The organism is Sulfitobacter sp. M05 (assembly GCF_029285175.1).
Taxonomy (GTDB): Bacteria; Pseudomonadota; Alphaproteobacteria; order Rhodobacterales; family Rhodobacteraceae; genus Sulfitobacter.
Genome location: NZ_JABEDH010000003.1, coordinates 84061 through 107590 on the forward strand (window position 1 = coordinate 84061; position 23530 = coordinate 107590).

At 59.5% G+C, this 23530-nt stretch carries 24 protein-coding genes; 14 read left to right on the forward strand and 10 right to left on the reverse strand.

Going from position 1 to position 23530, the window contains the following annotated elements:
- Positions 1 to 64 precede the first annotated feature (64 nt).
- The 4 genes from uvrC to HKX44_RS14105 all read left to right on the forward strand — a co-directional run bounded on the left by uvrC (position 65) and on the right by HKX44_RS14105 (position 3403).
- The gene (gene uvrC, locus HKX44_RS14090) at positions 65 to 1930 is read left to right on the forward strand and encodes an excinuclease ABC subunit UvrC (protein ID WP_276151999.1); all 1866 of its coding nucleotides are present in this window, start codon (positions 65 to 67) and stop codon (positions 1928 to 1930) included.
- Between the two features lie 115 nt (positions 1931 to 2045).
- On the forward strand, positions 2046 to 2711 hold the full coding sequence (gene pgsA / locus HKX44_RS14095) for a CDP-diacylglycerol--glycerol-3-phosphate 3-phosphatidyltransferase (RefSeq protein WP_276152000.1): 666 nt from the start codon (positions 2046 to 2048) through the stop codon (positions 2709 to 2711).
- A complete protein-coding gene (moaD, locus tag HKX44_RS14100; RefSeq protein WP_276152001.1) occupies positions 2708 to 2956 on the forward strand; it encodes a molybdopterin converting factor subunit 1 in 249 nt (82 codons plus the stop codon). Before pgsA ends, moaD begins: the two co-directional genes overlap by 4 nt.
- Before the next feature lie 3 nt (positions 2957 to 2959).
- Entirely contained in the window at positions 2960 to 3403 is a 444-nt protein-coding gene (locus tag HKX44_RS14105; RefSeq protein WP_276152002.1) for a molybdenum cofactor biosynthesis protein MoaE, read from the forward strand.
- 4 nt (positions 3404 to 3407) lie between these two features.
- Here the strand turns inward: HKX44_RS14105 and HKX44_RS14110 are convergent, their stop codons facing one another.
- The 3 genes from HKX44_RS14110 to ubiA are packed head-to-tail and all read right to left on the reverse strand — an operon-like array spanning position 3408 to position 6681.
- Positions 3408 to 3764 carry a hypothetical protein gene (locus HKX44_RS14110; protein WP_276152003.1) on the reverse strand — a complete coding sequence of 119 codons (357 nt, stop codon included), beginning with the start codon at positions 3762 to 3764 and terminating at the stop codon, positions 3408 to 3410.
- Positions 3757 to 5658, reverse strand: coding sequence for an OmpA family protein (locus HKX44_RS14115; protein ID WP_276152004.1), 1902 nt, complete (start codon positions 5656 to 5658; stop codon positions 3757 to 3759). The genes HKX44_RS14110 and HKX44_RS14115 overlap by 8 nt, the downstream gene beginning before the upstream one ends.
- Before the next feature lie 60 nt (positions 5659 to 5718).
- Positions 5719 to 6681, reverse strand: a complete 963-nt coding sequence (gene ubiA / locus HKX44_RS14120; RefSeq protein ID WP_276152005.1) for a 4-hydroxybenzoate octaprenyltransferase — start codon at positions 6679 to 6681, stop codon at positions 5719 to 5721.
- An 11-nt stretch (positions 6682 to 6692) separates the two neighbouring features.
- On the opposite strand from ubiA, the gene HKX44_RS14125 reads away from it, so the two are divergent.
- The 4 genes from HKX44_RS14125 (at position 6693) to HKX44_RS14140 (ending at position 10217) form a co-directional block, all read left to right on the forward strand.
- Positions 6693 to 7412, forward strand: coding sequence for a 16S rRNA (uracil(1498)-N(3))-methyltransferase (locus tag HKX44_RS14125; protein WP_276152006.1), 720 nt, complete (start codon positions 6693 to 6695; stop codon positions 7410 to 7412).
- Entirely contained in the window at positions 7409 to 8260 is an 852-nt protein-coding gene (locus tag HKX44_RS14130; RefSeq protein ID WP_276152007.1) for a GNAT family N-acetyltransferase, read from the forward strand. Before HKX44_RS14125 ends, HKX44_RS14130 begins: the two co-directional genes overlap by 4 nt.
- Positions 8257 to 8784, forward strand: a complete 528-nt coding sequence (locus tag HKX44_RS14135; protein WP_276152008.1) for a hypothetical protein — start codon at positions 8257 to 8259, stop codon at positions 8782 to 8784. The genes HKX44_RS14130 and HKX44_RS14135 overlap by 4 nt, the downstream gene beginning before the upstream one ends.
- Before the next feature lie 62 nt (positions 8785 to 8846).
- A complete protein-coding gene (locus HKX44_RS14140) occupies positions 8847 to 10217 on the forward strand; it encodes a glutamate--cysteine ligase (RefSeq protein ID WP_276152009.1) in 1371 nt (456 codons plus the stop codon).
- Positions 10218 to 10312: 95 nt separating this feature from the next.
- Here the strand turns inward: HKX44_RS14140 and HKX44_RS14145 are convergent, their stop codons facing one another.
- From HKX44_RS14145 to HKX44_RS14170, 6 genes are all read right to left on the reverse strand, one after another.
- A complete protein-coding gene (locus tag HKX44_RS14145; RefSeq protein WP_276152010.1) occupies positions 10313 to 10936 on the reverse strand; it encodes a LysE family transporter in 624 nt (207 codons plus the stop codon).
- Positions 10937 to 10976: 40 nt separating this feature from the next.
- Positions 10977 to 11585 (reverse strand): glycerol-3-phosphate 1-O-acyltransferase PlsY, encoded by a 609-nt coding sequence (gene plsY, locus HKX44_RS14150; RefSeq protein ID WP_276152011.1) that lies wholly within the window; start codon positions 11583 to 11585, stop codon positions 10977 to 10979.
- Positions 11585 to 12865: a dihydroorotase gene (pyrC, locus tag HKX44_RS14155; RefSeq protein ID WP_276152012.1), complete on the reverse strand. Its 1281-nt coding sequence runs from the start codon at positions 12863 to 12865 to the stop codon at positions 11585 to 11587. Before pyrC ends, plsY begins: the two co-directional genes overlap by 1 nt.
- 77 nt (positions 12866 to 12942) lie before the next feature.
- A complete protein-coding gene (locus HKX44_RS14160) occupies positions 12943 to 13383 on the reverse strand; it encodes a hypothetical protein (RefSeq protein ID WP_276152013.1) in 441 nt (146 codons plus the stop codon).
- A 110-nt stretch (positions 13384 to 13493) separates the two neighbouring features.
- Positions 13494 to 14021, reverse strand: a complete 528-nt coding sequence (locus HKX44_RS14165; RefSeq protein WP_276152014.1) for a hypothetical protein — start codon at positions 14019 to 14021, stop codon at positions 13494 to 13496.
- 5 nt (positions 14022 to 14026) lie between these two features.
- Complete coding sequence (locus HKX44_RS14170) at positions 14027 to 14989, reverse strand: aspartate carbamoyltransferase catalytic subunit (protein ID WP_276152015.1); 963 nt, start codon at positions 14987 to 14989, stop codon at positions 14027 to 14029.
- 104 nt (positions 14990 to 15093) lie between these two features.
- Here HKX44_RS14170 and HKX44_RS14175 point away from each other — a divergent pair, with 104 nt between their 5' ends.
- The 5 genes from HKX44_RS14175 to HKX44_RS14195 all read left to right on the forward strand — a co-directional run bounded on the left by HKX44_RS14175 (position 15094) and on the right by HKX44_RS14195 (position 21997).
- Positions 15094 to 15864, forward strand: coding sequence for a uracil-DNA glycosylase (locus HKX44_RS14175; protein ID WP_276152016.1), 771 nt, complete (start codon positions 15094 to 15096; stop codon positions 15862 to 15864).
- Entirely contained in the window at positions 15857 to 16480 is a 624-nt protein-coding gene (locus tag HKX44_RS14180; protein ID WP_276152017.1) for a LysE family translocator, read from the forward strand. Before HKX44_RS14175 ends, HKX44_RS14180 begins: the two co-directional genes overlap by 8 nt.
- Positions 16477 to 17019 (forward strand): molybdenum cofactor biosynthesis protein B, encoded by a 543-nt coding sequence (gene moaB, locus HKX44_RS14185; protein ID WP_276152018.1) that lies wholly within the window; start codon positions 16477 to 16479, stop codon positions 17017 to 17019. Before HKX44_RS14180 ends, moaB begins: the two co-directional genes overlap by 4 nt.
- 115 nt (positions 17020 to 17134) lie before the next feature.
- Positions 17135 to 18583 carry an HlyD family efflux transporter periplasmic adaptor subunit gene (locus HKX44_RS14190; RefSeq protein WP_276152019.1) on the forward strand — a complete coding sequence of 483 codons (1449 nt, stop codon included), beginning with the start codon at positions 17135 to 17137 and terminating at the stop codon, positions 18581 to 18583.
- Positions 18584 to 18586: 3 nt separating this feature from the next.
- Complete coding sequence (locus HKX44_RS14195) at positions 18587 to 21997, forward strand: efflux RND transporter permease subunit (protein WP_276152020.1); 3411 nt, start codon at positions 18587 to 18589, stop codon at positions 21995 to 21997.
- A gap of 9 nt (positions 21998 to 22006) precedes the next feature.
- Here the strand turns inward: HKX44_RS14195 and HKX44_RS14200 are convergent, their stop codons facing one another.
- Complete coding sequence (locus HKX44_RS14200) at positions 22007 to 22834, reverse strand: protein-disulfide reductase DsbD domain-containing protein (RefSeq protein ID WP_276153721.1); 828 nt, start codon at positions 22832 to 22834, stop codon at positions 22007 to 22009.
- Between the two features lie 141 nt (positions 22835 to 22975).
- On the opposite strand from HKX44_RS14200, the gene HKX44_RS14205 reads away from it, so the two are divergent.
- On the forward strand, positions 22976 to 23530 hold the full coding sequence (locus tag HKX44_RS14205; protein WP_276152259.1) for a YqgE/AlgH family protein: 555 nt from the start codon (positions 22976 to 22978) through the stop codon (positions 23528 to 23530).

Sequence of the window (23530 nt, forward strand, 5' to 3'; positions counted from 1 at the left end):
GGACAGGTTAGCTCTTGTTGCCACCACAGGCATAGTGCAGCGCAAACGGAGAATCAGGCGGTCGATGACGGAACAGAGTCAGACAAAACCTCAGGGCTACGAGGTCATCCAGAGCTACCTCAAGACGCTTGATGCGTCGCCCGGGGTTTACCGGATGCTGGATGGCGAAAGCCGTGTTCTCTATGTGGGCAAAGCGCGCAATTTGCGGGCGCGGGTCAGCAATTATGCGCGCCCTACCGGGCATTCCGGACGTATTGAGCGGATGATTTCGAATACCGTCTCGATGATGTTTCTGACCACAAAAACCGAGACCGAAGCGCTGTTGCTGGAACAGAACCTGATCAAGCAGCTGAAACCCAAGTACAACGTATTGTTGCGGGACGATAAGAGCTTTCCCAATATTCTGGTGACCGCAGATCACGAGTATCCCCAGATCAAGAAACACCGCGGTGCGAAAAAAGAGAAGGGTGCCTATTACGGCCCGTTTGCCAGTGCAGGCGCTGTGAACCGCACATTGAACCAGCTGCAACGGGTCTTTTTGCTGCGCGACTGTTCCAACGCCATGTTCGAGAGCCGCACACGCCCCTGCCTGCAATACCAGATCAAACGATGTTCAGCGCCCTGTGTCGGCAAAGTAAGCCCGCAGGAATACCGCCAGACCGTCAGCGATGCGCAGCGTTTTCTGGGGGGCAAAACGACAGATATTCAGGCACGGCTGGCCAGCGAGATGAATGCTGCCTCTGAAGAGATGGAATTTGAACGTGCGGCGGCGTTGCGCGATCGTATCAAGGCGCTGACTCAGGTGCAGACGGCGCAGGGGATCAACCCCAAGGGCGTGTCAGAGGCTGACGTGATTGGGTTGCATATGCAGGACGGGCAGGCCTGCGTGCAGGTGTTCTTTATTCGCGCCAATCAGAATTGGGGTAACAAGGATTATTACCCGCGGGTGGGGGCGGATGTAGATGCGGCCGAGGTGCTTGAGGCCTTTATCGGTCAGTTTTACGATCAACGTGATCCGCCGCCGCAGCTGATCCTAAGCAACCAGATTGAAAACCCTGATCTAATGGCGGATGCTTTGTCAGGCAAACTGGGGCGTAGGGTTGAATTGCTGGTGCCCCAGCGCGGCGAAAAGGCCGAACTGGTCGATGGTGCGCTGCGCAATGCGCGCGAATCGCTGGCGCGCAAAATGGCCGAGACAGCGACACAGGCAAAACTGTTGAAGGGGCTGGCGGAGGCTTTTGAACTGCCTGCGCCGCCTGCGCGGATTGAGGTTTATGACAACTCGCATATTCAGGGTACTAATGCGGTGGGTGCGATGGTGGTCGCCGGACCGGATGGGATGATCAAGAACCAGTACCGCAAGTTCAATATTCGTGGGGATGAGCTGACCCCGGGTGATGATTTCGGCATGATGAAAGAAGTGTTGCAGCGCCGGTTCAAGCGGCTTTTGAAGGAAGACCCGGACCGCAAGGAAGGCCATTGGCCGGACCTGCTGTTGATTGACGGCGGGGCAGGGCAGGTTTCCGCCGTGGCGTCGATCATGCGGGAATACGGGGTTGAGGATATTCCGATGGTGGGGGTCGCCAAAGGGGTGGACCGTGACGCCGGCAAAGAAGAGTTCCACCGTGTCGGCAAGCGGCCCATGGCGCTGCGCCACAATGATCCGGTGCTGTATTTCGTGCAGCGGATGCGTGACGAGGCACACCGGTTTGCCATCGGGACACACCGTGCGAAACGGGCCAAGGCCGTCGGGGCGACCCCGCTGGACGATGTTCCGGGCGTGGGGGCTGCGCGCAAACGGGCACTGCTGGCGCATTTCGGGTCGGCCAAGGCAGTGGGACGGGCCAATTTGTCGGACCTCAAGGCGGTGAGCGGGGTGTCGGATGCTTTGGCCGAAACGATCTATGCCTATTTCCATGAACGGGGTTAGGAAGTTGGCCATAGCGCGCGCAGGCGCGGGCCGTGGGTGCGGACAGTATTTAAGGCCAAAAAGAGGAGGCGCGTTGGTGCTTTTACATGGGCGAAGGGCGCTGTAGGGTGCCGACATGATGTGGAATTTGCCAAATGCCTTGACGTTTTTACGTCTGATCGCCGCGCCAATGGTGGCGGTGATGTTCTTGTATTTTACGCGGCCTTACGCGGATTGGTTTGCCCTGTTGTTATTCGTTTCGGCAGCGGTGACCGATTGGTTTGACGGGTATCTAGCGCGGGCCTGGAAGCAGGAGACCAAGTTGGGCGCGATGCTGGATCCAATTGCGGACAAGGCGATGGTGGTGATTGCATTGATGGTGATCATAGCGTTTTCCAGCTGGTCTGCCTGGCTGGTGCTGCCGGCGACAGTTATTCTGTTCCGCGAGGTTTTTGTGTCGGGCCTGCGCGAGTTCCTGGGGGATGTGTCGGGCACGTTGAAAGTGACCTATCTGGCGAAATGGAAAACTACATTCCAGATGACAGCGATTGCGGTGCTTTTCGGTCAAGGTGTTTTCGAGCATTATCTTGGCATGTCTGTTTTCGGCATGGACGAAGACCTGATTTCCGCCATTCTTGAGGGTTCCCAAGAGGATGTTCTGGGGCTGGGCTGGAAGTTGACCGGCATGGAATGGTCGGGGCGTATTGGGCTGTGGCTGTTGTGGTTGGCAGCGGCGTTGACGGCGATCACAGGGATTGATTACCTGCTTAAAGCTCTGCCACATCTGAAAGAGGGACGGTGATGGATATTCTGTATTTTGCCTGGGTGCGTGAACGCATCGGGATGCCGCGTGAGACAATCGAAACCACAGCGCATACTGTGGCCGGGCTGGTCGAGGAGCTGAAAGCCCGCGAGGAACGCTATCAGTTGGCGTTTTCGGATCTCTCCGCCCTACGGGTGGCTGTGGATCAGACCCTGACAGATTTTGATGCATCGCTGGAAGGCGCGCGCGAGGTTGCGTTTTTCCCGCCGATGACAGGCGGTTAGAACATGCGCGTTCTGGTGCAAGAGGCCCCGTTTGATCTGGGACAGGAGAGCGCGGATTTCGCCCGTGGTCATCGCGACATGGGGGCCATCGTGACTTTCACCGGCGTGGTGCGGGATTTGCCGGATGACCCGCTGGAAGCCATGGAAATCGAACATTATCCCGGCATGACGGAGGCAGCGTTGCGCGATTTTGCTGCGCAGGCCGTGACACGTTTTGACTTGGGGGACGCTTTGGTCATTCACCGCTACGGGCGATTGGTTCCAGGCGAGATGATCATGATGGTGGCCACCGCGGCCCGTCACCGAAGGGCCGCCTTTGAAGGGGCCGAGTTTCTGATGGACTATCTCAAGTCGCGGGCCCCCTTCTGGAAGCGCGAGATTACCGTAAAAGGTGCAGACTGGGTTAAGTCGAAAACTGTCGATGAGGAGGCACTTAAGCGCTGGTAGCGCGTCAGCGTTTGCTGGAAAAGATCTCGCCGGCGGCGGGGGCGGATTGGTTTTCGATATAACCGCGCAGCTCTTCTGCTTCGCGGCGCGCATCGCGCAGCCCTTCCATGGCCGCGCCCAGTTCTGCTTCGGTCTGGGACAGCTGGTTTGTCAGCTCTGCCTCGCGCTGTTGCAGATAGGTAATTGCCTGATCACGGGTTTCTTCGGCCTCGTGAAGTTCCTGGCTCATCCGGTCCAGCTCGGCGACATCGCCGGCTGCCACGCGGGTAAACCGGTGCAGCAGCCAGTTTGCAAACCACCCCAGGCAGAATGCAACAAATAGGACAATCGCGGTCGCAAGGACAAATTCGGTTCTACTCATCTGTGGTGCCTTGCTCTGTCGAATCGCCGTCTGTATCGCCTGATTGGGCGATAGATTCCAGCGTTGTTTGTTCCGGAGTGGCCACTGTATCGGGGCGCACCAGCTTAAATTCGATGCGCCGGTTGGCTTCGCGGCCAGCTTCGGTGTCGTTGCTCGCGATGGCATGGTCTTCGCCATAGCCCTTGGCGGTGAACGTACCGGTCAGAACCTGCCGTGCGCGCAGCTCGTTCAGAACAGATTGTGCGCGGCTTTGGCTTAGGGCGAGGTTCATTGCTTCGCGGCCCTGACTGTCGGTATAGCCTTGGATCTCCAACGGGATATCGCCGCAGCGGCGCAGGATTTCCGCGATTTCATCCATCACCCCAAGGGCTGATGCGTCGATTGTGGCGGAGCCGGGTTCAAAATTGATCTTGCCGGTCTTTAACACCGCGCCAATTTCGGCCTCGCATTCATCGGGAGAGGGCAGACCCAGCACCGGATCAAGCTTTTCCTGATAGGTGACGTCGATGTCGTACTCTGCGCCCTCACCAAGTTTTCCGGCCAGCATTGCGGCAATTTCCGAGCTGGCATCGGGGTTGCCGGTGTTGCCAGAGACAGACAGATCATCAGGCGTCACGGTGACGGACCCGTTGTTCAAGCCCGAAAGCGCTTCAAGCCCGGTCAGCACGCGTGGAGCCCAGTCCGCCGGCAGGTTCTCTGCGATACGGGCCGCAGTATAAACCTTGTCCGAGCCAAAACGCGCCTTGGCATAGCTTTCGGCCAGTTCACGCAGGGCGACATCGCTGACACGGCCGCGCAGCTGGACCTGCCCTTCCGGGCTGAGGGTGGCGGTAAACTCGGGCGGACCTTCGTTCGGGTCAGGCACCTTGGGCAATTTCGAGTGCAGGGCAAAAACCTCGGGCAGGCTGTTTTCCAGCTCACCGACGACGCGGTCGAAACTAGATTGATCTGCGCCCGGCAGGGCAACCAATGTGATGTCTGCGTCAGCAAAGGTTACTGTGCCGCCGCCCAACCGCTGCACCGCACTTATCGCCTGTTCGACGGCCTCGGCCCAGCGCGGTGTTGGAACGCCAAGGCCAACGGTACATCGCGCCGTGTCGGCGACACCTGCATTGATCGCGGCGGCAAGGATCCGATCGCGGGCGGCTTCTGAATCCGCCGAGCAGGCATCGAACCTTGCGCTTTCTTCATCCTTGATAAAGCGCAGGGTAAACGGCGTCAGCACCGGACGCGGGGCGGCAATATCCAGCACCAGTTCAACACTGGGCGGCAGGCTGCGGTTCAGTTTGTTCTCCATCGCGGCCTTGGCTTCTGAGCTGTCAGCAATTGCGGTGATCGAAACATGGCCCGCCTCGACCGAGGCCTTGGCGCGGGGCAGTTGCGTCATCGCGGTCATTGCAAAGGCCAGCGCGTCCTCCCAACCTTCAGGTGCGGGGTAATCGCCCTGTTCCAGAAAATCGGCGACGTTTTCCTCACCGACGATATCAGAGAACCGTTCAACGGCTGCTTCGCGGTCAGATGTGGCGGGGATCAACCCGATGATCGAAATGCCGCTGTCGTTGCGCAGAACCTCGGCAGAAAAGCGGGGTGGCGCAAGGGCGGCCTGTGCTTCCACTTCCATTTCGTCAATCACCCGGGCGGCATCGACAATGGAACCGGCTGTGGTCAGGGCCTTGAAACGCACCGCTTCCGTGGCGGCGATACCGGCCAGTTTCACTTGCAGCCCGTCAGCCTGCACTTCGGCCCATGTCATGCCTTCGTTGTCCAGCGCATCGCGGACGCCGATTTCGGATGTTTCCTCGATCAGTTTCACACTGAAGTTGGCCGCGACAAGGGACACGATTGCAGCCGCAAAAAAGGTCATGGCGATGATAAGGAGTGAAGACAGACGCATGTGCCGATTATACCCTGTTGGAACTAAGTGGTTGATACGCCCCGCAGGTCGGGGGTGCAATCACACGAACAGGGCGATTGCGAAAAACAGCAGCGGGATTATGCCGGTATCCCTGTTCGCAAGAAACAATTGATGCATCTTTGCCGCATTGTCGATGTCCAGACCGCGCAGTTGCCAGGCCATATGCCAGCCCATTGCCCAAGGCCCGGCAAGGGCAATCACCAGTGCCAGCGGCGAGGCATTCGGCATGGTGCTAAAGATCACAGCCAGCCCCAAGAAACCGACCGTCATCACCAGAAAGCGGCGCAGCCATTGTGCAGATCGGTCCCCGAACAGGCGGGCGGTTGACTTAACCCCGATCAAGGCGTCGTCGTCCTTGTCCTGATGGGCGTAGATGGTGTCGTAAAACAGGGTCCATGCGATGCCGCCGACATAAATCAGGATGGCAGGGGGATGCAGCATACCCGTATGTGCGGTCCAGACCAGAAGTGCGCCCCAGTTAAAGGCAAGCCCCAAAAACACCTGTGGCCACCAGGTGAACCGTTTGGCAAAGGGGTAAATTGTGACCAGCAGCAGCGACAGAAACCCCAACCCGATTGCCGCAATATTGAAGGTAAACAGAATCACCGCTGCCATCAGGGTCTGGAGTACCATCCATACAACAGCCGCCTCGACCGAGACCTGACCGGATGGGATCGGACGAGACCGTGTACGTTCAACCTGACCGTCTATATGGCGGTCGGTGATATCATTCCATGTACACCCCGCCCCGCGCATCAGAAAGGCACCGATGCCGCAGCCGATAAAGATCCAGATATCTTCCCAACGTGGGCTTTGATCATAAAGGATCGCCAGCGCCAGCCCCCACCAGCAAGGCAATAGCAAAAGCCAGGTGCCGATCGGCCTGTCCGCCCTGCTCAGCCGCAAAAAGGGGCGGGCAAACGGCGGTGCATAACGGTCTACCCAATTGTCTGCTGCAGCATCTGCGACAGGTGCATCTGGTGATGTGGGTGTCTCTTGCATATATCGGTCTCATGAACGCTAAGATCAGACTTTATGTAGAGCACCCCCTAGGGGTTGGGCAATCGGTTCCTTTGGACAAAGGGCAGGCGCATTACCTTTTTGGGGTGATGCGGCAGTCCGTTGGCGGACAGGTGTTGCTGTTTAACGGAACCGATGGCGAATGGCGGGCTGAAATTGCCCATGCAGGCAAGCGCGCCGGCACGCTGCACTGCGTCGAACAGACGCGGCCCTTGCAAATGCCGCCGGACGTTTGGCTGCTGTTTGCGCCGATCAAAAAGGCGCGCACCGACTTCATTGTCGAAAAAGCCGCCGAAATGGGCGCGGCGCGGATTGTGCCGGTGATGACCGAGTTTACCAATTCGGGCCGTGTTCAGCGTGACCGATTGCAGGCCCATGCCGTTGAGGCGGCAGAGCAATGTGGCGGCACTTTCGTGCCCGAAGTGGCCGAGGCTGTAAAGTTCGACCGTCTGCTGGACGGCTGGGACACATCTCGCAAGATCATGTTTTGTGACGAGGCATTGGCAGGGGCGACATCGGAACTGCCTATGCAGCCGGGCCCTTGGGCGATTCTAATCGGACCGGAGGGCGGATTTTCCGACCGCGAACGGGGCAAGCTGCACAGGGCAGAGTTTACCGATGCGGTAACCTTGGGGCCGCGTATTCTGCGGGCAGATACGGCGGCCGTTGCTGCATTGACGATCTGGCAGCAAAAGCTGGGGGATTGGGGATGATACGGTGTGCAACCGAGGCAGACGCTGGTGCGATGGACAAATTCCTAAGCCGGTATGCAGCCAGCTCAATGTTTTTGCGCGGCAATCTTTCAGCCTATGGTACGCAGGACCGCGAACACAGACACGGCACTAAGTTCTATTTGTCTGAAGACACAAATGGGATCAAGGCTGTCGCGGGGATCACCAACAGCGGATACCTGATGTGTCAGGCACCCGATGCACCGATGTTGTTCTTTGAGGCGGTGGCAAAGATGCTGAACGGCCGGACAATAGTCGGTATGACGGGTGACCCAGGGCAAGTATCGACGATGTTGACCGGGATTGGTTGCGACAAGGTGGCTTTCGCCCTGCGCGTGCAAGAGCCGCTCTATGCGTTGAGTCTGGATGAGTTGATGCCGTTGCCATTGCAAGAGCGTTTGCTTGTGAAGCCTTCACCGGACAACGCAGCTTGGCTGACCAAGTGGTTTCTGGGCTATCATCAAGACAGCGGTTTGCCGTTGCCGCCGGGCACCGATCTGGCCGATCTGGCATTGACGTTCACGGCAAATCCGGATGCCAGATTGTTGACCGTTAATGATACACCCGTGGCAATGTCGAATCTGAATGCACGTACGCGGGATACCGTCCAAATTGGTGGTGTTTATGTTCCGACCGAACACCGGGGACGCGGTTATGGCGGCGAGATCGTACTGCGCCATTTACATCAGCTGTGTTTGGAAGGAATCGGCAAAGCGATCTTGTTTGCCGCGTCTGCATTCGCTGCCCGCGCCTATGAGGCGATCGGTTTCCGGCATATTGGTGCCTATGAAATTGCATTGCTTAAGGAACCTTGGAGGGTCAAAACATGACCTTCCTGCGACCTGAAGCCAAGGCCGCGATCTGGCGCTGGCACGAGGGGTTTGCCGGTGCGGCGCTGGCCGTGTTGGGCATTTGGCTGGTGTCGGGGCCGGGGTTCCTCTTGGCGGTGCCCGGTTACGCGGCAATCGGTGGCGGGCTCTTGCTGGCATGGCTCGGAATCCAGCGTGGACGGTTTCGCGGTGCGGATGATGGCACCGGTGCGGTGCAGGTAGACGAAGGGCAGGTCAGCTATTTCGGGCCCCTGACCGGCGGTACGGTGGCGCTGCGCGAGATGGACAGGCTGGCGCTTGAAGGCAATATGTTTCCCCCCCATTGGCGGCTTAGCCAGCAGGGCCAGCCGCCGTTGCTTATTCCGGTCAATGCCGCCGGTGCCGATGCCTTGTTTGATGCCTTCGCCGCGCTGCCGGGATTGCGAACCGAAAAAATGCTGAACACATTGCGCGCTGAACCTCATGCCACAGTTGTGATCTGGCAACGTCCGGCGACGGCACAATCGGGCACACTGCTGCATTGACACCTTTGCCAAATCCGACCATCCCTTTCCCCTAATGCCAACCAATTCCGGAGCTTTGCCCCATGTCCATTCCACAATCCGGCGGAGGCCCGATCGAGCGCCACGAACAGCTGGCCGAGTATCTGGCTGAGGGGTGCAAGCCCAAGGCGGACTGGCGTATCGGTACCGAGCATGAAAAGTTCGGCTATTGTAAAGACACGATGAAACCGCTGCCTTATGAGGGAGATCGTTCGATCCGTGTGATGTTGGAAGGTCTGCGTGACCGTCACAACTGGGCACCGGTCGAAGAGGGCGGCAAGCTGATTGGGCTTGAAAAAGACGGGGCCAATATTTCGCTCGAACCGGGTGGCCAGCTTGAGCTGTCCGGCGCGCCGGTCGAAACGATCCATGAAACCTGCGACGAAGTGAACACCCATCTGCGCGAAGTGCAGTCTGTGGCCGACGAAATTGGTGCAGGCTGGATCGGGCTGGGTGCTGCGCCCGAATGGACCCACGAACAGATGGATCTGATGCCCAAGGGGCGCTATAAACTGATGAATGATTACATGGGCCGTGTCGGGTCCATGGGGCGGGTAATGATGCGCCGGACCTGCACTGTGCAGGTCAATCTGGATTTCGCATCCGAGGCCGACATGGTGCAGAAAATGCGCGTCGCAATCGCGTTGCAGTCTGTGGCGACAGCGCTGTTTGCCAATTCACCGTTTTTCGAGGGCAAGCCGAACGGGTATAAATCCCTGCGTTCGATGGTCTGGCGTAATCTGGATGCGGCCCGCACCGGCACGCTGCCGTTTGTCTTCGAAGAGGGGTTCGGGTTTGAACGCTGGGTGCAATATGCCCTCGATGTGCCGATGTATTTTGTCTATCGTGATGGCAAGTATATTGACGCGCTGGGCATGTCGTTCCGCGACTTTATGCAAGGCAAGCTGCCGGCCCTTCCCGGCGAGATGCCGACGCTAAGTGACTGGGCCGACCACCTGACCACCGCATTCCCCGAAGCTCGGGCGAAAAAATTCATCGAAATGCGCGGGGCGGATGGCGGCCCGTGGCGGCGGCTCTGTGCCTTGCCAGCGTTCTGGGTTGGCCTGATGTATGATCAGAATGCGCTGGATGGTGCCTGGGATCTGGTTAAGGACTGGACACCGGCACAGCATGACGCGTTGCGCACTGCGGCGTCGATTGATGGCTTGCAGGCCAAGGTGTCGGGCATCAACATGCACGACATCGCCCACGAGGCGCTTATCCTGTCCGAAGCAGGGTTAAGGGCCCGCGCCAAAACCGGTGCAGGTGGTCTGGTGCCTGATGAAACCCATTTCCTGAATGCGCTGAAAGAAAGCGTCGAAACGGGCAGGGTGCCCGCCGACGAACTGCTGGACGACTACCATGGCAAGTGGCAGGGGGACATTGGCCGGATTTACGCTGATTACAGCTATTGAAGGGTCCGGTCTTTGATCTGAACACTTCATACCCCCAATGTCCTGCGAATGCGCAGCTTGGCAAGGTATTGGGGGTATTCCTGTCGCGTTGTCTTTCAGTCGACTTTGGCCGTCAGAACCTTGAATGCAATGGCACCGAATGACAGGGCAAAGAACCCCTCGAACCACCGTTTCGCGCTCACATAGGCGGCTGCCATCGGTTTGGAGGAAAAGATCAGCGCATAAAGGTGGAACATGATGGTGCTTTGCAGCCCAATCGCCAGAATGACGGTGATCAGGGCGCTAGGCGCTGTTCCGGGCGGGATTCCGATCGCGTAAAGCGCGCCAAAGAATAGCACCGCTTTGGGGTTTGTCAGATGCAGCGCCAAGCCTTTGGCATAGGCCCGTCGCGGGGTCGTAACAGCCATGTCGCGGGCCACGAGCTTGCTGCCCAGCCATGCAGAGCGGGCGGATTTGAACGCCAGCCACGCAAGATACCCCGCACCTACGTAACGGATGATTTCAAACACCCAGACATTGGCTGCCATCACAGCGCCCAAGCCAAAGGCGGCGGCGACTGACCACATAAATGATCCCGTTGTCACGCCTGATGCCAGTGCCAAACCGCTGCGCCGTCCTGACGCCATCGAGGTGCCAGCAATGGCAAGGGTTGCGGGGCCGGGACTGCCAGAGGCAAGGAAGGCCGCAAACAGGATCACGGGCAGGTTGATATCACTCACTACAAGGCCGCCAAGGGTCGTGCTGCACCGGTACGCATGGTCACTTTTTTTCGCCGATCTTGGGTTCAGTGCCGGCCTTGATCCTTTGAATATTGGCGCGATGACGCACAAAAAGCAGCACTGTCAACAAGATACCAAGTATCAGCACGTGTCCGAAATTCAGAACCACCAGCAGAATTGTTGAAGCTGAAGCCGCAGCAAGTGCGCCCATCGACGACACCCGCGTTACAGCGACGGCAACCACCCAGGCCAGACAGCAGCCGACCCCGACAGGCCAGGCCAGCGCCAGCATGATGCCGAGGAACGTTGCAACCCCTTTGCCGCCTTTGAAATTCAGCCAGACCGGAAAGCAGTGCCCCAGCATCGCAGCAAGGGCGGCCAGCTGTGCCGCTGCTTCACCCGCAAGGGCGCGGGCCAACAGCACCGCAACAGCCCCTTTTGCCGCATCAAACAGCAGGGTCAGCGCCGCTGCCTTCTTGTTGCCCGTGCGTAGAACATTGGTAGCCCCGATGTTGCCTGACCCGATGTCGCGCAAATTGCCCAGCCCCATCAGGCGGGCCAATACCATGCCAAAGGGGATCGAGCCGGCAAGATATCCCAATACAGCCCAAAGGATCAGGACGGCGGCAGAAGAGTCAATTGGCGGCATTAGGGCCCCTCGAATACACAGGTTCCGGAAACATAGGTTTTCAGCACCTTACCTTGCATACGCATCCCGTCAAACGGCGTGTTGCGTGATTTTGAGCGCAGTGTTGCACGGTCCATCACAAAAGGCGCGTTTGCGTCAAACAACACCAAATCTGCTGGGGCACCGACACTTAGGCGTCCGCCCGGCAGGCCCAGCCGTTGGGCGGGGTTGAACGACATAGCCCGCCAGAGGGTCGGCAAATCCATTAGTTCTACGTGCACCAGACGCAGTGCAGCGGGCAGCAGCGTTTCCAGCCCGACAGCGCCAGCAGCCGCTTCTTCGAACGGCAGACGTTTTGATTCCTCGTCCTGCGGTGTGTGCATAGAGCAGATGATGTCGATCAGGCCGCTGGCCACGGCTTCGGCGACGGCCAGCCGGTCTTCCTCGTCACGCAGTGGCGGTTTCAGCTTAAAGAATGTGCGATAGTCGGCCACATCCAGCGCATTCAGCGTCAGATGGTGGATGCCGACGCCCGCAGTGATGTCCAGCCCGTTTGCCTTGGCCCGTGCCAGCGCTGGCAGGGCGCGGGCGGTGGTGATCTGGTCGGCATGGTATTTCGCGCCGGTCATTTCGATCAGCGCAATATCTCGGTCCAACCCCATACGTTCGGCCATGGGCGATACCGCTGGCAGGCCACGCAGCGAGGCAAATTTCCCCGATGTTGTTGCTGCACCTGCGCTCAGGATCGGTTCTTGCGGGTGGGCAATGACCAAAGCGCCCAGACTGCTTGCGTAGGTCAGCGCGCGGGCGAATACTTTGGTGTCGGTGACAACGTGATCGCAATCGGTAAAGGCGGCGGCCCCGGCATCCATGAGAAAGCCGATCTCGGTCATCTCGCGGCCTGCGCGCTCTTTGGTCAGCGCTGCCATGGGGACCACATGCACCGGCGCGGCCTCGTTTGCGCGGCGGGTCACAAATTCAAGCACCTCGGGGCTATCGATTGTTGGCGTGGTATCGGGGCGGGTAATCATCGTGGTTACACCACCGGCGGCGGCGGCCAGTCCGGCGGAACGGTAACTTTCCTTATGCCGTTCGCCCGGCTCGCAGACCTTGACGCCCAGATCGACAATGCCGGGGGCGAGGTATTTTCCCTGACAGTCGATGACCTGGGCATTCGCAGGCGGGGCGGCATCATCGGCGCTGATTTGAACGATCTTGCCGTCCGCAATTTGAAGTCTACCAGTGATGATTTCCCCTGCTTCGGGGTCGATCAGCTTGGCATTGATGAAATGCAGCGTCATGGCGGGCCTTTGGTCTGGATCAGGTTGTGGTGTCTTGCCCGAAAACCGCCCCTAAACCAAGGGGGGCCGAGCGGATATCAGGGGCGGCGCGGCCCGCGGGCGGCGTCGATTTGGTCGGCGGTGTCGGCGGCATAGGGCAGATAGCGCATCAATATACGTTGCCCCGAGGCAAGTTTGACCACAACGCGGGTGCCGAATTGCACCTTGGCGCTGTCGATTTCTCCAAGCGGAATTTGCGCTCGCCCGTCTGGCCCGTCATAGATCAGTTGTCCCTCGCTGATTTGCCACAAATCATTGCGCAGGTTGCGCCACCGCAGCAGGTCCTCGATTACAAAGCCTAATGTCAGCACTCCGGCACTTGGAAAAATCCAGACGTCCGGAAGCGTGAAATAGAACGAATAGGCAAAGATAATGGCCGAGAGGCCGAGAAACGTAAGGACAGCGGTGATTCCCACACGTCGCAAGAACACCCGCCGCGAGGGGGTCCAGCTGATGCCGTCCGCCGTCAGGCGATCCACAGCATCATGCCCACAATGCCAAAGGCGACGAGTAAAGCGATGGTCGCGATTCTGCCGGACATCTTGGGATCTTTAGGGTCTTCCATCTGGTGTTCCTTTCGCAGGATAGGTCAGGCCAAGGCCCACCACAATATGACAACGGCAAGCAGGATCAGCGCGCCAACCGCCAATGATCCGCCGCGGCGGGTGTCGGTGGCGGTGGCCGACGGGGGAGGGGGGCCGGTGTAGGGCTGTGCAGCATGGGCCGAGACATTGGTTTGCGGACGCGACGCCGGTGATTGTGCGTATGTGCCGATCAGTGTCAGCGCAGAGGCCGGCGTCAGGGTCGTCGCCTTGCCGCCAAAGGCCAGCGAATGCACCAGCATTACCCATCCGTCTAGCGCCGCCAGTTTGGCCGCGTCGCGTTTAAGATCGGCTTCCGGCGCATCCGTGCCATCGCGCAAATATCCGACAAGCCCAACGTCGCCCAGATCGGCAAGTTGAAACACCTCAAGACCGTCAGGGTTCAGCCCCTCGGCCCCCAGTATTGCCAACTGTGCCTGCGGGTTGGCTTGCAAGCTCCGTGCCTGTGTCGGCGGCATCGACAGGGAAAACACCCGCGTTGTGCCGATTTCTCCGGTTGAGATATCAAGGCCCATCGCTGTTACACCGTTTCCAATGCGCTGGTGCGAAGATTGCGGGCCAAGAGATCCATCACGGCCATACGCACAGCGACGCCCATTTCGACCTGATCCTGAATCACACTGCGGTTGATGTCATCGGCCAGCGTTCCGTCAATCTCGACTCCGCGATTCATCGGGCCGGGGTGCATTACAATCGCGTCGGGTTTGGCATGGGCCAGCTTGTCCGCGTCCAGCCCGTAGCGGTGGTAATATTCGCGTTCTGACGGGATGAACCCGCCGTCCATCCGTTCCTTTTGCAGGCGCAGCATCATCACCACATCCACGTCCTTCAGCCCCTCGGCCATGTCGTCAAAGACCTCGACCCCGAATTCGCTGATCCCCGATGGCATCAAAGTGGGCGGGCCAATCAGGCGGATGCGGTTCTCCATCTTGCCCAGCAGCATGATGTTGGAACGGGCGACACGGGAATGCGCGATATCACCACAGATCGCGATGGACAGGCGGTGCAGGCGTCCCTTGGCGCGCCGGATTGTCAGCGCGTCCAGCAGCGCCTGTGTTGGGTGTTCGTGACGTCCGTCACCGGCATTCAACACTGCACAGTTTACCTTTTGCGCCAACAGGTCGACTGCGCCGGATTGCGGATGGCGCACCACCAACAGATCAGGGTGCATTGCATTCAGTGTCATTGCCGTATCAATCAGGGTCTCGCCTTTTTTGATCGAAGAGGCCTGCATTGCCATGTTCATGACATCCGCCCCAAGGCGTTTACCGGCAATTTCAAAGCTGGCCTGCGTGCGGGTGGAATTCTCGAAAAACATGTTAATTTGCGTCAACCCTGCAAGGGCATCGGTATGTTTCAGCGGCTGGCGGTTCAGGTCTGCATAGGTATCGGCCAGATCAAGAATCGCCGTGATGTCTGTTGGTGACAGATGTTCGATACCAAGCAGGTGTTTATGGGGGAATGCGGCGGGTGCGAGGGACATGGGGACACCTTTGAATGTGATTGCCCCCTTATAGGGTGCGGGCCGGTGTCGCGGCAAGGCGATGAGGGATTTAGATTGCTCTTTAGGGGGCGTAAGCTGTGGCCATGGAATCAGCGAGCTTTCATCACGATCACGCACTGCTGGAATGGCAGATTGAACTTGGTGCGACCGAGGCGATTTCGGACGTGCCGGTCAATCGCTATGAGGTGCCTGCCGCAGTTGAAAAACCCAAGGGTGCCACGCCGCCAGCGGTTGGGTTTGTCCCGATGGCCAAGGAAGATCCCGTCGCTTTGGCCGAACAGGCGGCCAAGGCCGCGAACACGCTTGAGGAATTGCGCGCTGCGATGGCGGGCTTTGATCATTGTGATTTGAAAAAGGGCGCGCGAAATCTGGTATTTTCCGATGGCACGCCGGGGGCCCGTGTGATGCTGGTCGGCGAGGCACCGGGGCGCGATGAAGACCGCGAAGGCAGGCCGTTTGTCGGGAAGGCGGGACAGTTGCTCGACAAGATGCTGGCGGCGATCCAGATGGGGCGCAACCATGCTGAGGCACCGGTCTATATCACCAATGTTTTGCCATGGCGTCCACCACAGAACCGCGATCCGAAGCCGCATGAAATCGCGATGATGAAACCGTTTTTGTTGCGCCATATCGAATTGGCCGCGCCTGACATATTGGTCCTTGTGGGCAATTGGTCTTGCCAGACTTTGCTAGGCAAACGCGGTATCACCCGGCTACGCGGACAATGGACGCAAGCGGCGGACCGACCTGCTCTGCCGATTTTTCATCCGGCCTATCTGCTGCGCTCGCCTGAATACAAACGCGAGGCATGGGCGGATTTGCTTAGCCTGCGGGAACGGATGAAGAATGGTTGACCCCCTAACACTTTTGGCCTTCGTGCCTGCGGCTCTTGCGCTGAACCTGACGCCGGGGCCTGATATGATGTTCTGTCTGGGGCAGGGATTGCGGGCCGGTCCGCGCGCGGCTTTTGCCGCCAGCGGTGGTGTGGCAGTCGGCGGCATGGTGCATGTTGCCTTGGCGGGATTGGGGTTGGGCGCGGTGATTGCGGCGCACCCTTGGGCCTTTGATGTGATCCGCTGGATCGGTGTGGCCTATCTTGTTTACCTTGCCATAGGTGCTTTTCGGCCAGTTCCGCCCGTGGGGCCGACGGGGCCGGGCCTGTCCGTCGGGCGTGCCTTTGGCACCGGCCTTATGATCAACCTGACTAACCCAAAAGTGATCCTGTTCGTGCTGGCCTTTGTGCCGCAGTTTATCCGTCCCGAGGCTGGCAATGTGCTGGGCCAGTTCCTGATCTGCGGCGCGGTGATCGGTGTCGGTGGTTTTGTGATCAACGGGGCGGTCGGCGCATTTGCGGGACGGTTTGGCCGTGCCCTAGCGACGGGTGGCCGGGCAAGCCGTGTCACGGGGTGGATCAGCGGTAGCATTTTTCTGGGCCTCGCCGCCCGACTAGCAGTATTGGAGCGTACATGAGCCGTATTGACGAAACCGCCGAATTTGTCGCGGTGCGGATTGCACTTCTGACGGTATCGGACAGCCGCGATTTGTCGCAGGACCGCTCTGGCGATGTGCTGCGTGACCGGATTGAGGCGGCGGGGCATTCGGTTGCCGAGCGCCATATTCTGCCGGACGAGCGGGGCCTGATTGCAGACCAGCTGCGGGCGTGGTGTGCGGACGACGCGATTGATGTGATCCTTTCTACAGGCGGCACAGGATTGACTGGACGTGATGTCACGGTCGAGGCACATCGCGATGTCTATGAAAAAGAGATCGAAGCCTTCGGTACTGTTTTTACAATCGTCTCGATGCAAAAGATTGGCACGTCAGCGGTGCAAAGCCGTGCAACCGGTGGTGTGGCGAATGGTACCTATCTGTTTGCGCTGCCCGGATCGCCGGGGGCCTGCAAGGATGCATGGGATGAAATTCTGGTGAAACAGTTCGATTACCGGCACCGGCCCTGCAATTTTGTCGAAATCATGCCGCGTCTGGATGAACACAAGCGGCGAAAATAATAGTGTGTTTCCTGCGACAGAAACGCCCAAGACCGCCGTTGAACAAGATGTAACTTGGTATTCCCTGCGCGGCCATTAGGGTGGCGCAGAGGAAAACCCATTGGATCGGACGGGTATGCGTTTTTTACGTCAAAGCATGATTGGCCTCTTTCTGGCGGCCTGCACCATTGGATTGCTGGTGTTTGCCGCCGCAATGGTGGGGGGCGCGGTCAAAGAACGGATGGCCGAGGATCCCAAAGCCCCCCCAGTGCGCGAGCGCGTTTTTGCGGTGAATGTGATCACGGCGCAAGCTGAGGATATCGTGCCGGTGCTGGAAACCTTTGGCGAGGTGCAAAGCCGCCGGTTGCTTGAGCTGCGCGCGGCAGGCGGTGGACGGGTTGTCGAACTGGCCGAAGGTTTTGAGGATGGCGGTCGGGTAACGGCCGGTCAGGTGCTGGTGCGTCTGGATCCGGCAGATGCGCAATCGGCGGTGGATCGTGCGCAAAGTGATGTGGCCGATGCTTTGGCCGAGGGCCGCGATGCGGCACGCTCGCTTGAACTGGCGGGGGCGGAGCTGGACGCGACCCAATTGCAGGCGGATTTGCGCACCCGCGCATTTGAGCGCCAGCAGGGATTGGCGCAACGCGGTGTCGGGACAGCCGCGACCACAGAGGCGGCAGAGCTGGCCGCCGCCGGTGCGCAACAGCTGGTTGTGTCCCGCAGGCAGGCCGTCGCACAGGCCGAGGCGCGGCTGGATCAGACCAAAACCCGGCTGGCGCGGGCGCGGATCACTTTGGCCGAAGCTGAACGGAGGCTGACCGATACCACCTTGACGGCACCGTTTGACGGGACGCTTTCGGCGACCGATGTGGTCGTGGGGCGACGGGTTTCCGCAAACGAGCGGCTGGCAGAATTGATTGATCCGCAAGACCTTGAGGTGTCGTTCCGCCTGTCGACGGCGCAATACGCGCGATTGCTGGACGAAAACGCCGGATTGGTAAACGCCGAGGTTACTGTGTTGCTTGATATCACCGGCGTTGACCTTGAGGCAAAGGGCAGGATCAGCCGCGCAAGCGCCGCCGCCGGCGAGGGGGCGACAGGTCGGTTGATCTTTGCTGCGCTTGGTAATGCCGGCGGTTTCAAACCCGGCGATTTCGTGACCGTGCGGGTGCAGGAACCTTTGCTGGAAAATGTCACCCGTCTGCCCGCGTCTGCGGTGGATGCACAGGGTGAATTGCTGGTGCTGGATCAGGAAAACCGGCTTGAGGCGGTACGTGTCGAAATCTTGCGCCGGCAAGGGGATGACGTCTTGGTACGGGGGGCGATCCTGGGCCGGCAGGTGGTCGAGGCCCGCTCGCCGCTTTTGGGAGGCGGCATTGCGGTCAAGCCTGTGATCCGTGGGGCGCCGCCTTCAGAACCGGAAATGCTTGAACTCTCCGCAGAACGCCGTGCCAAACTGGTCGCCTTTGTCGAGGCAAACCAGCGGATGCCCAAAGAGGCCAAGGCCCGGGTGCTGGCCCGTCTGGCGGAGCCGACCGTGCCGGCACAGATGGTCGCCCGCATTGAAAGCCGGATGGGGGGCTGATCCATGGTACGCAAGATGCCAAGCCCGGCCGGAGGCATCCTGTCGTATTTCGTGCGTCACCGCACGGCGGCCAACCTTTTGTTGATGGTCCTGCTGGTTGCCGGTTTCGTTTCGGCACCCAACATGCGGGCCCAGTTTTTCCCGGATGTGATTGTCGATAATGTAACGGTGTCAACAGTTTGGCTGGGCGCTGGTGCCGAGGATGTCGATGCCGGCATTGTACAGATCCTAGAGCCTGCTTTGCTGGCCATTGAAGGTGTCGAAGGTTCAAACAGTACCTCACGCGAAGGATCGGGGCGCATTGTCCTTGATTTCGAACCGGGCTGGGACATGGCGCGCGCTGCCGCAGATGTGCAGACGGCGGTAGACCTTGTCACCAGTTTACCCGAGGAGGCGGAAGAACCCAACGTGCGCCGCGGGGCGTGGCGCGACAGGGTGACGGATGTTGTGATCACAGGGCCGGTAGCGACCGAACAGCTGGGTCGGTTCGCGGATGAATTTGTCACCCGGCTGTTTGCCGCCGGTGTGACCCGCACCACCATTCAGGGTGTGGCCGCGCCCCAGACCCTGATCGAAGTGCCTTCGGTTCAGCTTGTTGCCTATGACATCACCATGGCGGAAATTGCGGCGGCCATCGCCGCAGAGGTCGATGCCGATCCGGCGGGGGATGTCGGCGGGGCGAATGCGCGGGTGCGCACTGGTACGGCGAAACGGTCAGCGCGCGAGATTGCAGGCATCGTTCTGCGCTCGAATTCTGATGGATCGAAACTGACGATCGGGGATGTGGCCACGGTACGCGCCGAGGGCGTGGACCGTGAACGACAGTTTTTTGTGGGGCAGAACCCCGCGATGTCGGTGCGGGTGGACAGGTCGGATCGGGGTGACGCCATTGGCATACAGGAAGACGTCGAGCGCGTCGCGACTGAGCTGCGGGCGAACCTGCCTGCGGCGGTGACGGTCGAGTTGATCCGTACCCGATCCGAGGCCATCAAAGGCCGGCTTGATCTGTTGATTGATAATGGACTGATGGGGCTGGGTCTTGTGGTTGGGCTGTTGTTTCTGTTCCTGAATGCGCGCACAGCCTTTTGGGTGGCCGCCGGCATTCCCGTGGCGATGGGGGCGGCAATTGCCCTGATGTATCTGGGGGGGCTGACGATCAACATGATCTCGCTGTTCGGATTGATTATCACGCTGGGCATCGTTGTGGATGACGCGATTGTTGTGGGGGAACATACGGATCACCGGTATCGCGCCTTGGGGGAGCCACCGATGGTCGCGGCAGAAAAAGCGGCGCAGCGCATGTCGATGCCAGTGTTTGCCGCGACACTCACAACCATCATTGCGTTTTTCGGACTGGTCGCCGTGGGCGGGCGGTTTGGCGATTTGATCCGCGATATTCCCTACACGGTGATTGCTGTGTTGGCCGCATCGCTGGTTGAGTGTTTTCTGATCCTGCCCAACCACATGGCCCATGCCGTGGCGGCAGCGGATAAGGCGCATTGGTATGATACACCCAGCCGCGTGGTGAATCGCGGCTTTGTTTGGCTGCGCGAAACCCTGTTCCGTCCTTTTATGGCCGGGGTGATCCGTGCGCGTTACGTTGTGCTGGCCGGCGTCGTTGCCGTCTTGGCGTCGCAACTGGCGATGTTCATCAAAGGGGATGTGCAATGGCGGTTCTTCAACGCACCGGAACGCGGGTCTGTCACCGGTAACTTTATGATGACCGAAGGGGCGACCCGTGCGGATACACTGGCGATGATGCGTGAAATGCAGCGCGCCACCGAGGTGTTGGGCGCGGAATACGGCGAACGCTATGGGGTTAATCCGCTGGATTATGTGATTGCCCAGACCGGTGGCAACTCCGGCTATGGGCTTGCTGGGGCGGATACCAAGGATAACGACCTATTGGGTGGCATTTCGATTGAACTGATCGACGCGGATCTGCGGTGCCCGCGCACCGAAGGGTGCTATTCCAGTTTTGCCTTCGTGGCCGAACTGCAAGACAGCGTGGTCAACCATCCGATGGCCGAGACGGTCAGCTTTCGCGGCTGGCGCTCTGGTCCGGGTGGTGATGCGCTGGATGTCCAGTTTTACGGAGCAGATACGGAGAGGTTGAAAGCCGCGTCCGAAGCTTTGCAGGAGGCGCTGCGCCAGTACCCCGAGGTTAGCGCGGTGCAGGACAATCTGGCTTATGACAAGGAAGAGTTGATCCTTGATCTGACACCGCAGGGGCAGGCGCTGGGCTTTACCATCGACACGTTGGGCCGCGCTTTGCGCCACCGGTTGGGCGGCATCGAAGCGGCAACCTATCCTGATGGGCCACGCTCTGCGACGATCCGCGTGGAACTGCCCAAGGGCGAGCTGACGGCGGATTTTCTGGACCGTACGCAAATGCGGACACCTGCCGGCCTCTATGTGCCGTTGGCGGATATCGTGAGTGTTCAGCGACGCACGGGGTTTTCCACCGTCCGGCGTGAAAACGGCATTCGCCTGATTTCGGTGACAGGGGATATTTCCGAGGATGACGCGGCACGTGCCACGGCGATTCAGGACGCACTGGAAAATGATATCTTGCCTCGCATCGCCTCAGAACTTCAGGTTGAATACCGCCTCGCGGGGCTAAGCGAACAAGAGAGTGATTTCCTGAGCGATGCACTGACGGGGCTGACCTTGTGTCTGACCGGCATCTATCTGGTGCTGGCATGGGTGTTCGGCAGCTGGACACGGCCCATGGTGGTTATGGCAATCATCCCGTTTGGATTGGTCGGCACCATCTACGGGCATCACCTGTGGGAGGTGCCGTTGAGCATGTTCACGGTTGTCGGCTTGCTGGGCATGACCGGTATCATCATTAACGATTCCATTGTTCTGGTCACTACAATCGACGAATATGCAGAGACGCGCGGGCTGATCCCGTCGATTATCGACGGGGCCGCGGACCGCCTGCGGCCTGTGATGCTGACCACTTTAACCACGGTGCTGGGCATGGCACCGCTGCTCTATGAGCAAAGCCAACAAGCGCAGTTCCTTAAACCTACGGTGATCACGCTGGTTTATGGCCTTGGCTTCGGGATGATCCTTGTGCTGTTGGTGGTGCCTGCCTTGATCGCTGCGCAACATGACGTGGCCCGCCAGATTGCGGCGCTGCGCCGTGGGATGCGGGCGCCGCTCAAGGGGCTTCGGCTGGGGATGTTGGGGCTTTGGACGGTGGTGTTGGGCTGGGGCGCGGTGACGATGGGCTGGGCGGCGTGGTTCGGTGCGTTACATCCGCTTGCCGCCAGCGTGGTGCCGGCGATGCAGGCCTTGCCAGCACTATTGGCGGGGCTGTTGTTGTTTGTCGCGGGGGCCGCGTTGGTGGCGCTGGTCGGTTACCTGATGATGGCACTGGTGTTCAACATGCGCCGAAAGGTCTGAGTGCGCCGCTTACCCGGCTGTGCAGCCGCGAATATCGACCGAATGACTGGAGCCCAAGACGGTAATCCGGATGGCCGAACGGTTAAGCGCAAGTGGTGACCCATCCGCGGCCATGATTTCCCCTTTTGCACGCAAGGTGCCACCGCTGCGGGTGACTTTTGTCTCGCTCGACCACAATCCGGGCTGTCCGGCCTCGATGATCACAACCTCGTCGCCCCCTGCCGGAGGCAGTTTCATCCAAGCTTCAATCTGGATACCGTCCTTGGTCGGGCTTAGGGCACAGGTGGCAGTCTTCACGCCGGCCTCTTTGGCGGAATAGGGCCGCGTGGCAAGCGCTGCGGCAATCGCCGGTGTTGGTTTACCGTTGGTACCATCAAGGACCGCAGACAGGGACATGCGATGCGGAATGCAGATGTCTTTGCACACGCCGATGTCCAACGCTGCGTTCAACACCATCGTTTCGCCTGCACGCTTTGGCGCGAGTGTCAGGGGCAGGATCACGTCCCCGGAATACCCAATGGTGCGCATACCGGATGTTGTGAATACTTCGGGCGCGGGCCAGGTGATGCCGACCCCGCGCAGATTATCAGAGCCGGACCAGTTGAATTCGGGCGGGATGCCAGCATCGCCGGGGCTGCGCCAATAGGTTTTCCAGCCGGGGGCAAGTTTCAGGCGCAGGGCCGCGATACGCGTGCCATCGGCCCGCTGCCAGCCTGTCAGAATTTCACCAGATACCGGTGTTCCCACATCATTGCCTGCCGTCAGGGGCAGGGCGGTGGCGCAGGTCAGCGCAAGGGCGGAGAGACATCTTTTGATCATTTCCCAAAGATGGGGCAATCGCCATCCAGTGCCAAGTCACGTTTACATCAGCGATGTTTCGGAAATATGGGGCTGGAAGTTGCAAAACTCTTGTCGCAGGGGCCGTCTGCGGGCATTCTTATCATTATGCACAAGACGCCCCTCCAGACCGACGCGCCTTTGTCCCTCACGGGAAAACTGTTGATTTCGATGCCGGGAATGGGCGATCCGCGCTTTGCCCATTCGGTGATTTTTTTATCTTCCCACGATGCGGAAGGTGCAATGGGTTTGATCGTGAACAAACCTGCGAAAGGTGTCAGCCTGTCGGATGTGCTGGACCAGCTTTCCCGCGACATCACACCAGCGAAAAACCAACTCGGCGTGCATTTCGGCGGACCGGTTGAAACCGGTCGTGGTTTTGTTCTGCATTCGGATGAGTACCGCTCTGCCTTGCACACATTGCAGGTCGAGGGTGGGTTTGGCATGACCGCGACTTTGGACGTTCTGGAAGACATCGCGCAGGGAACGGGGCCGGATAAGGCCTTGTTGCTGTTGGGCTATTCTGGCTGGGGGCCTGGCCAGTTGGAGGCAGAGATCGGTCAGAATGGTTGGTTGACCGCCGATGCGACATCCGAAATCGTGTTTGATCTGCCGGATGGCGAGAAATGGGAGGCGGCGCTGGGCTCGCTTGGGATTGATCCGCTTGTTTTGTCCGCCACAGCCGGGCACGCCTGA

Excerpts from the sequence above, each read along its gene's own strand:
- uvrC (WP_276151999.1), top strand. The coding sequence starts at position 65 with ATGACGGAACAGAGTCAGACAAAACCTCAGGGCTACGAGGTCATCCAG.
- pgsA (WP_276152000.1), top strand. The coding sequence starts at position 2,046 with ATGATGTGGAATTTGCCAAATGCCTTGACGTTTTTACGTCTGATCGCC.
- HKX44_RS14105 (WP_276152002.1), top strand. The coding sequence starts at position 2,960 with ATGCGCGTTCTGGTGCAAGAGGCCCCGTTTGATCTGGGACAGGAGAGC.
- HKX44_RS14110 (WP_276152003.1), bottom strand. The coding sequence starts at position 3,764 with ATGAGTAGAACCGAATTTGTCCTTGCGACCGCGATTGTCCTATTTGTT.
- HKX44_RS14115 (WP_276152004.1), bottom strand. The coding sequence starts at position 5,658 with ATGCGTCTGTCTTCACTCCTTATCATCGCCATGACCTTTTTTGCGGCT.
- ubiA (WP_276152005.1), bottom strand. The coding sequence starts at position 6,681 with ATGCAAGAGACACCCACATCACCAGATGCACCTGTCGCAGATGCTGCA.
- HKX44_RS14125 (WP_276152006.1), top strand. The coding sequence starts at position 6,693 with ATGAACGCTAAGATCAGACTTTATGTAGAGCACCCCCTAGGGGTTGGG.
- HKX44_RS14130 (WP_276152007.1), top strand. The coding sequence starts at position 7,409 with ATGATACGGTGTGCAACCGAGGCAGACGCTGGTGCGATGGACAAATTC.
- HKX44_RS14135 (WP_276152008.1), top strand. The coding sequence starts at position 8,257 with ATGACCTTCCTGCGACCTGAAGCCAAGGCCGCGATCTGGCGCTGGCAC.
- HKX44_RS14140 (WP_276152009.1), top strand. The coding sequence starts at position 8,847 with ATGTCCATTCCACAATCCGGCGGAGGCCCGATCGAGCGCCACGAACAG.
- plsY (WP_276152011.1), bottom strand. The coding sequence starts at position 11,585 with ATGCCGCCAATTGACTCTTCTGCCGCCGTCCTGATCCTTTGGGCTGTA.
- pyrC (WP_276152012.1), bottom strand. The coding sequence starts at position 12,865 with ATGACGCTGCATTTCATCAATGCCAAGCTGATCGACCCCGAAGCAGGG.
- HKX44_RS14165 (WP_276152014.1), bottom strand. The coding sequence starts at position 14,021 with ATGGGCCTTGATATCTCAACCGGAGAAATCGGCACAACGCGGGTGTTT.
- HKX44_RS14170 (WP_276152015.1), bottom strand. The coding sequence starts at position 14,989 with ATGTCCCTCGCACCCGCCGCATTCCCCCATAAACACCTGCTTGGTATC.
- HKX44_RS14175 (WP_276152016.1), top strand. The coding sequence starts at position 15,094 with ATGGAATCAGCGAGCTTTCATCACGATCACGCACTGCTGGAATGGCAG.
- HKX44_RS14180 (WP_276152017.1), top strand. The coding sequence starts at position 15,857 with ATGGTTGACCCCCTAACACTTTTGGCCTTCGTGCCTGCGGCTCTTGCG.
- moaB (WP_276152018.1), top strand. The coding sequence starts at position 16,477 with ATGAGCCGTATTGACGAAACCGCCGAATTTGTCGCGGTGCGGATTGCA.
- HKX44_RS14190 (WP_276152019.1), top strand. The coding sequence starts at position 17,135 with ATGCGTTTTTTACGTCAAAGCATGATTGGCCTCTTTCTGGCGGCCTGC.
- HKX44_RS14195 (WP_276152020.1), top strand. The coding sequence starts at position 18,587 with ATGGTACGCAAGATGCCAAGCCCGGCCGGAGGCATCCTGTCGTATTTC.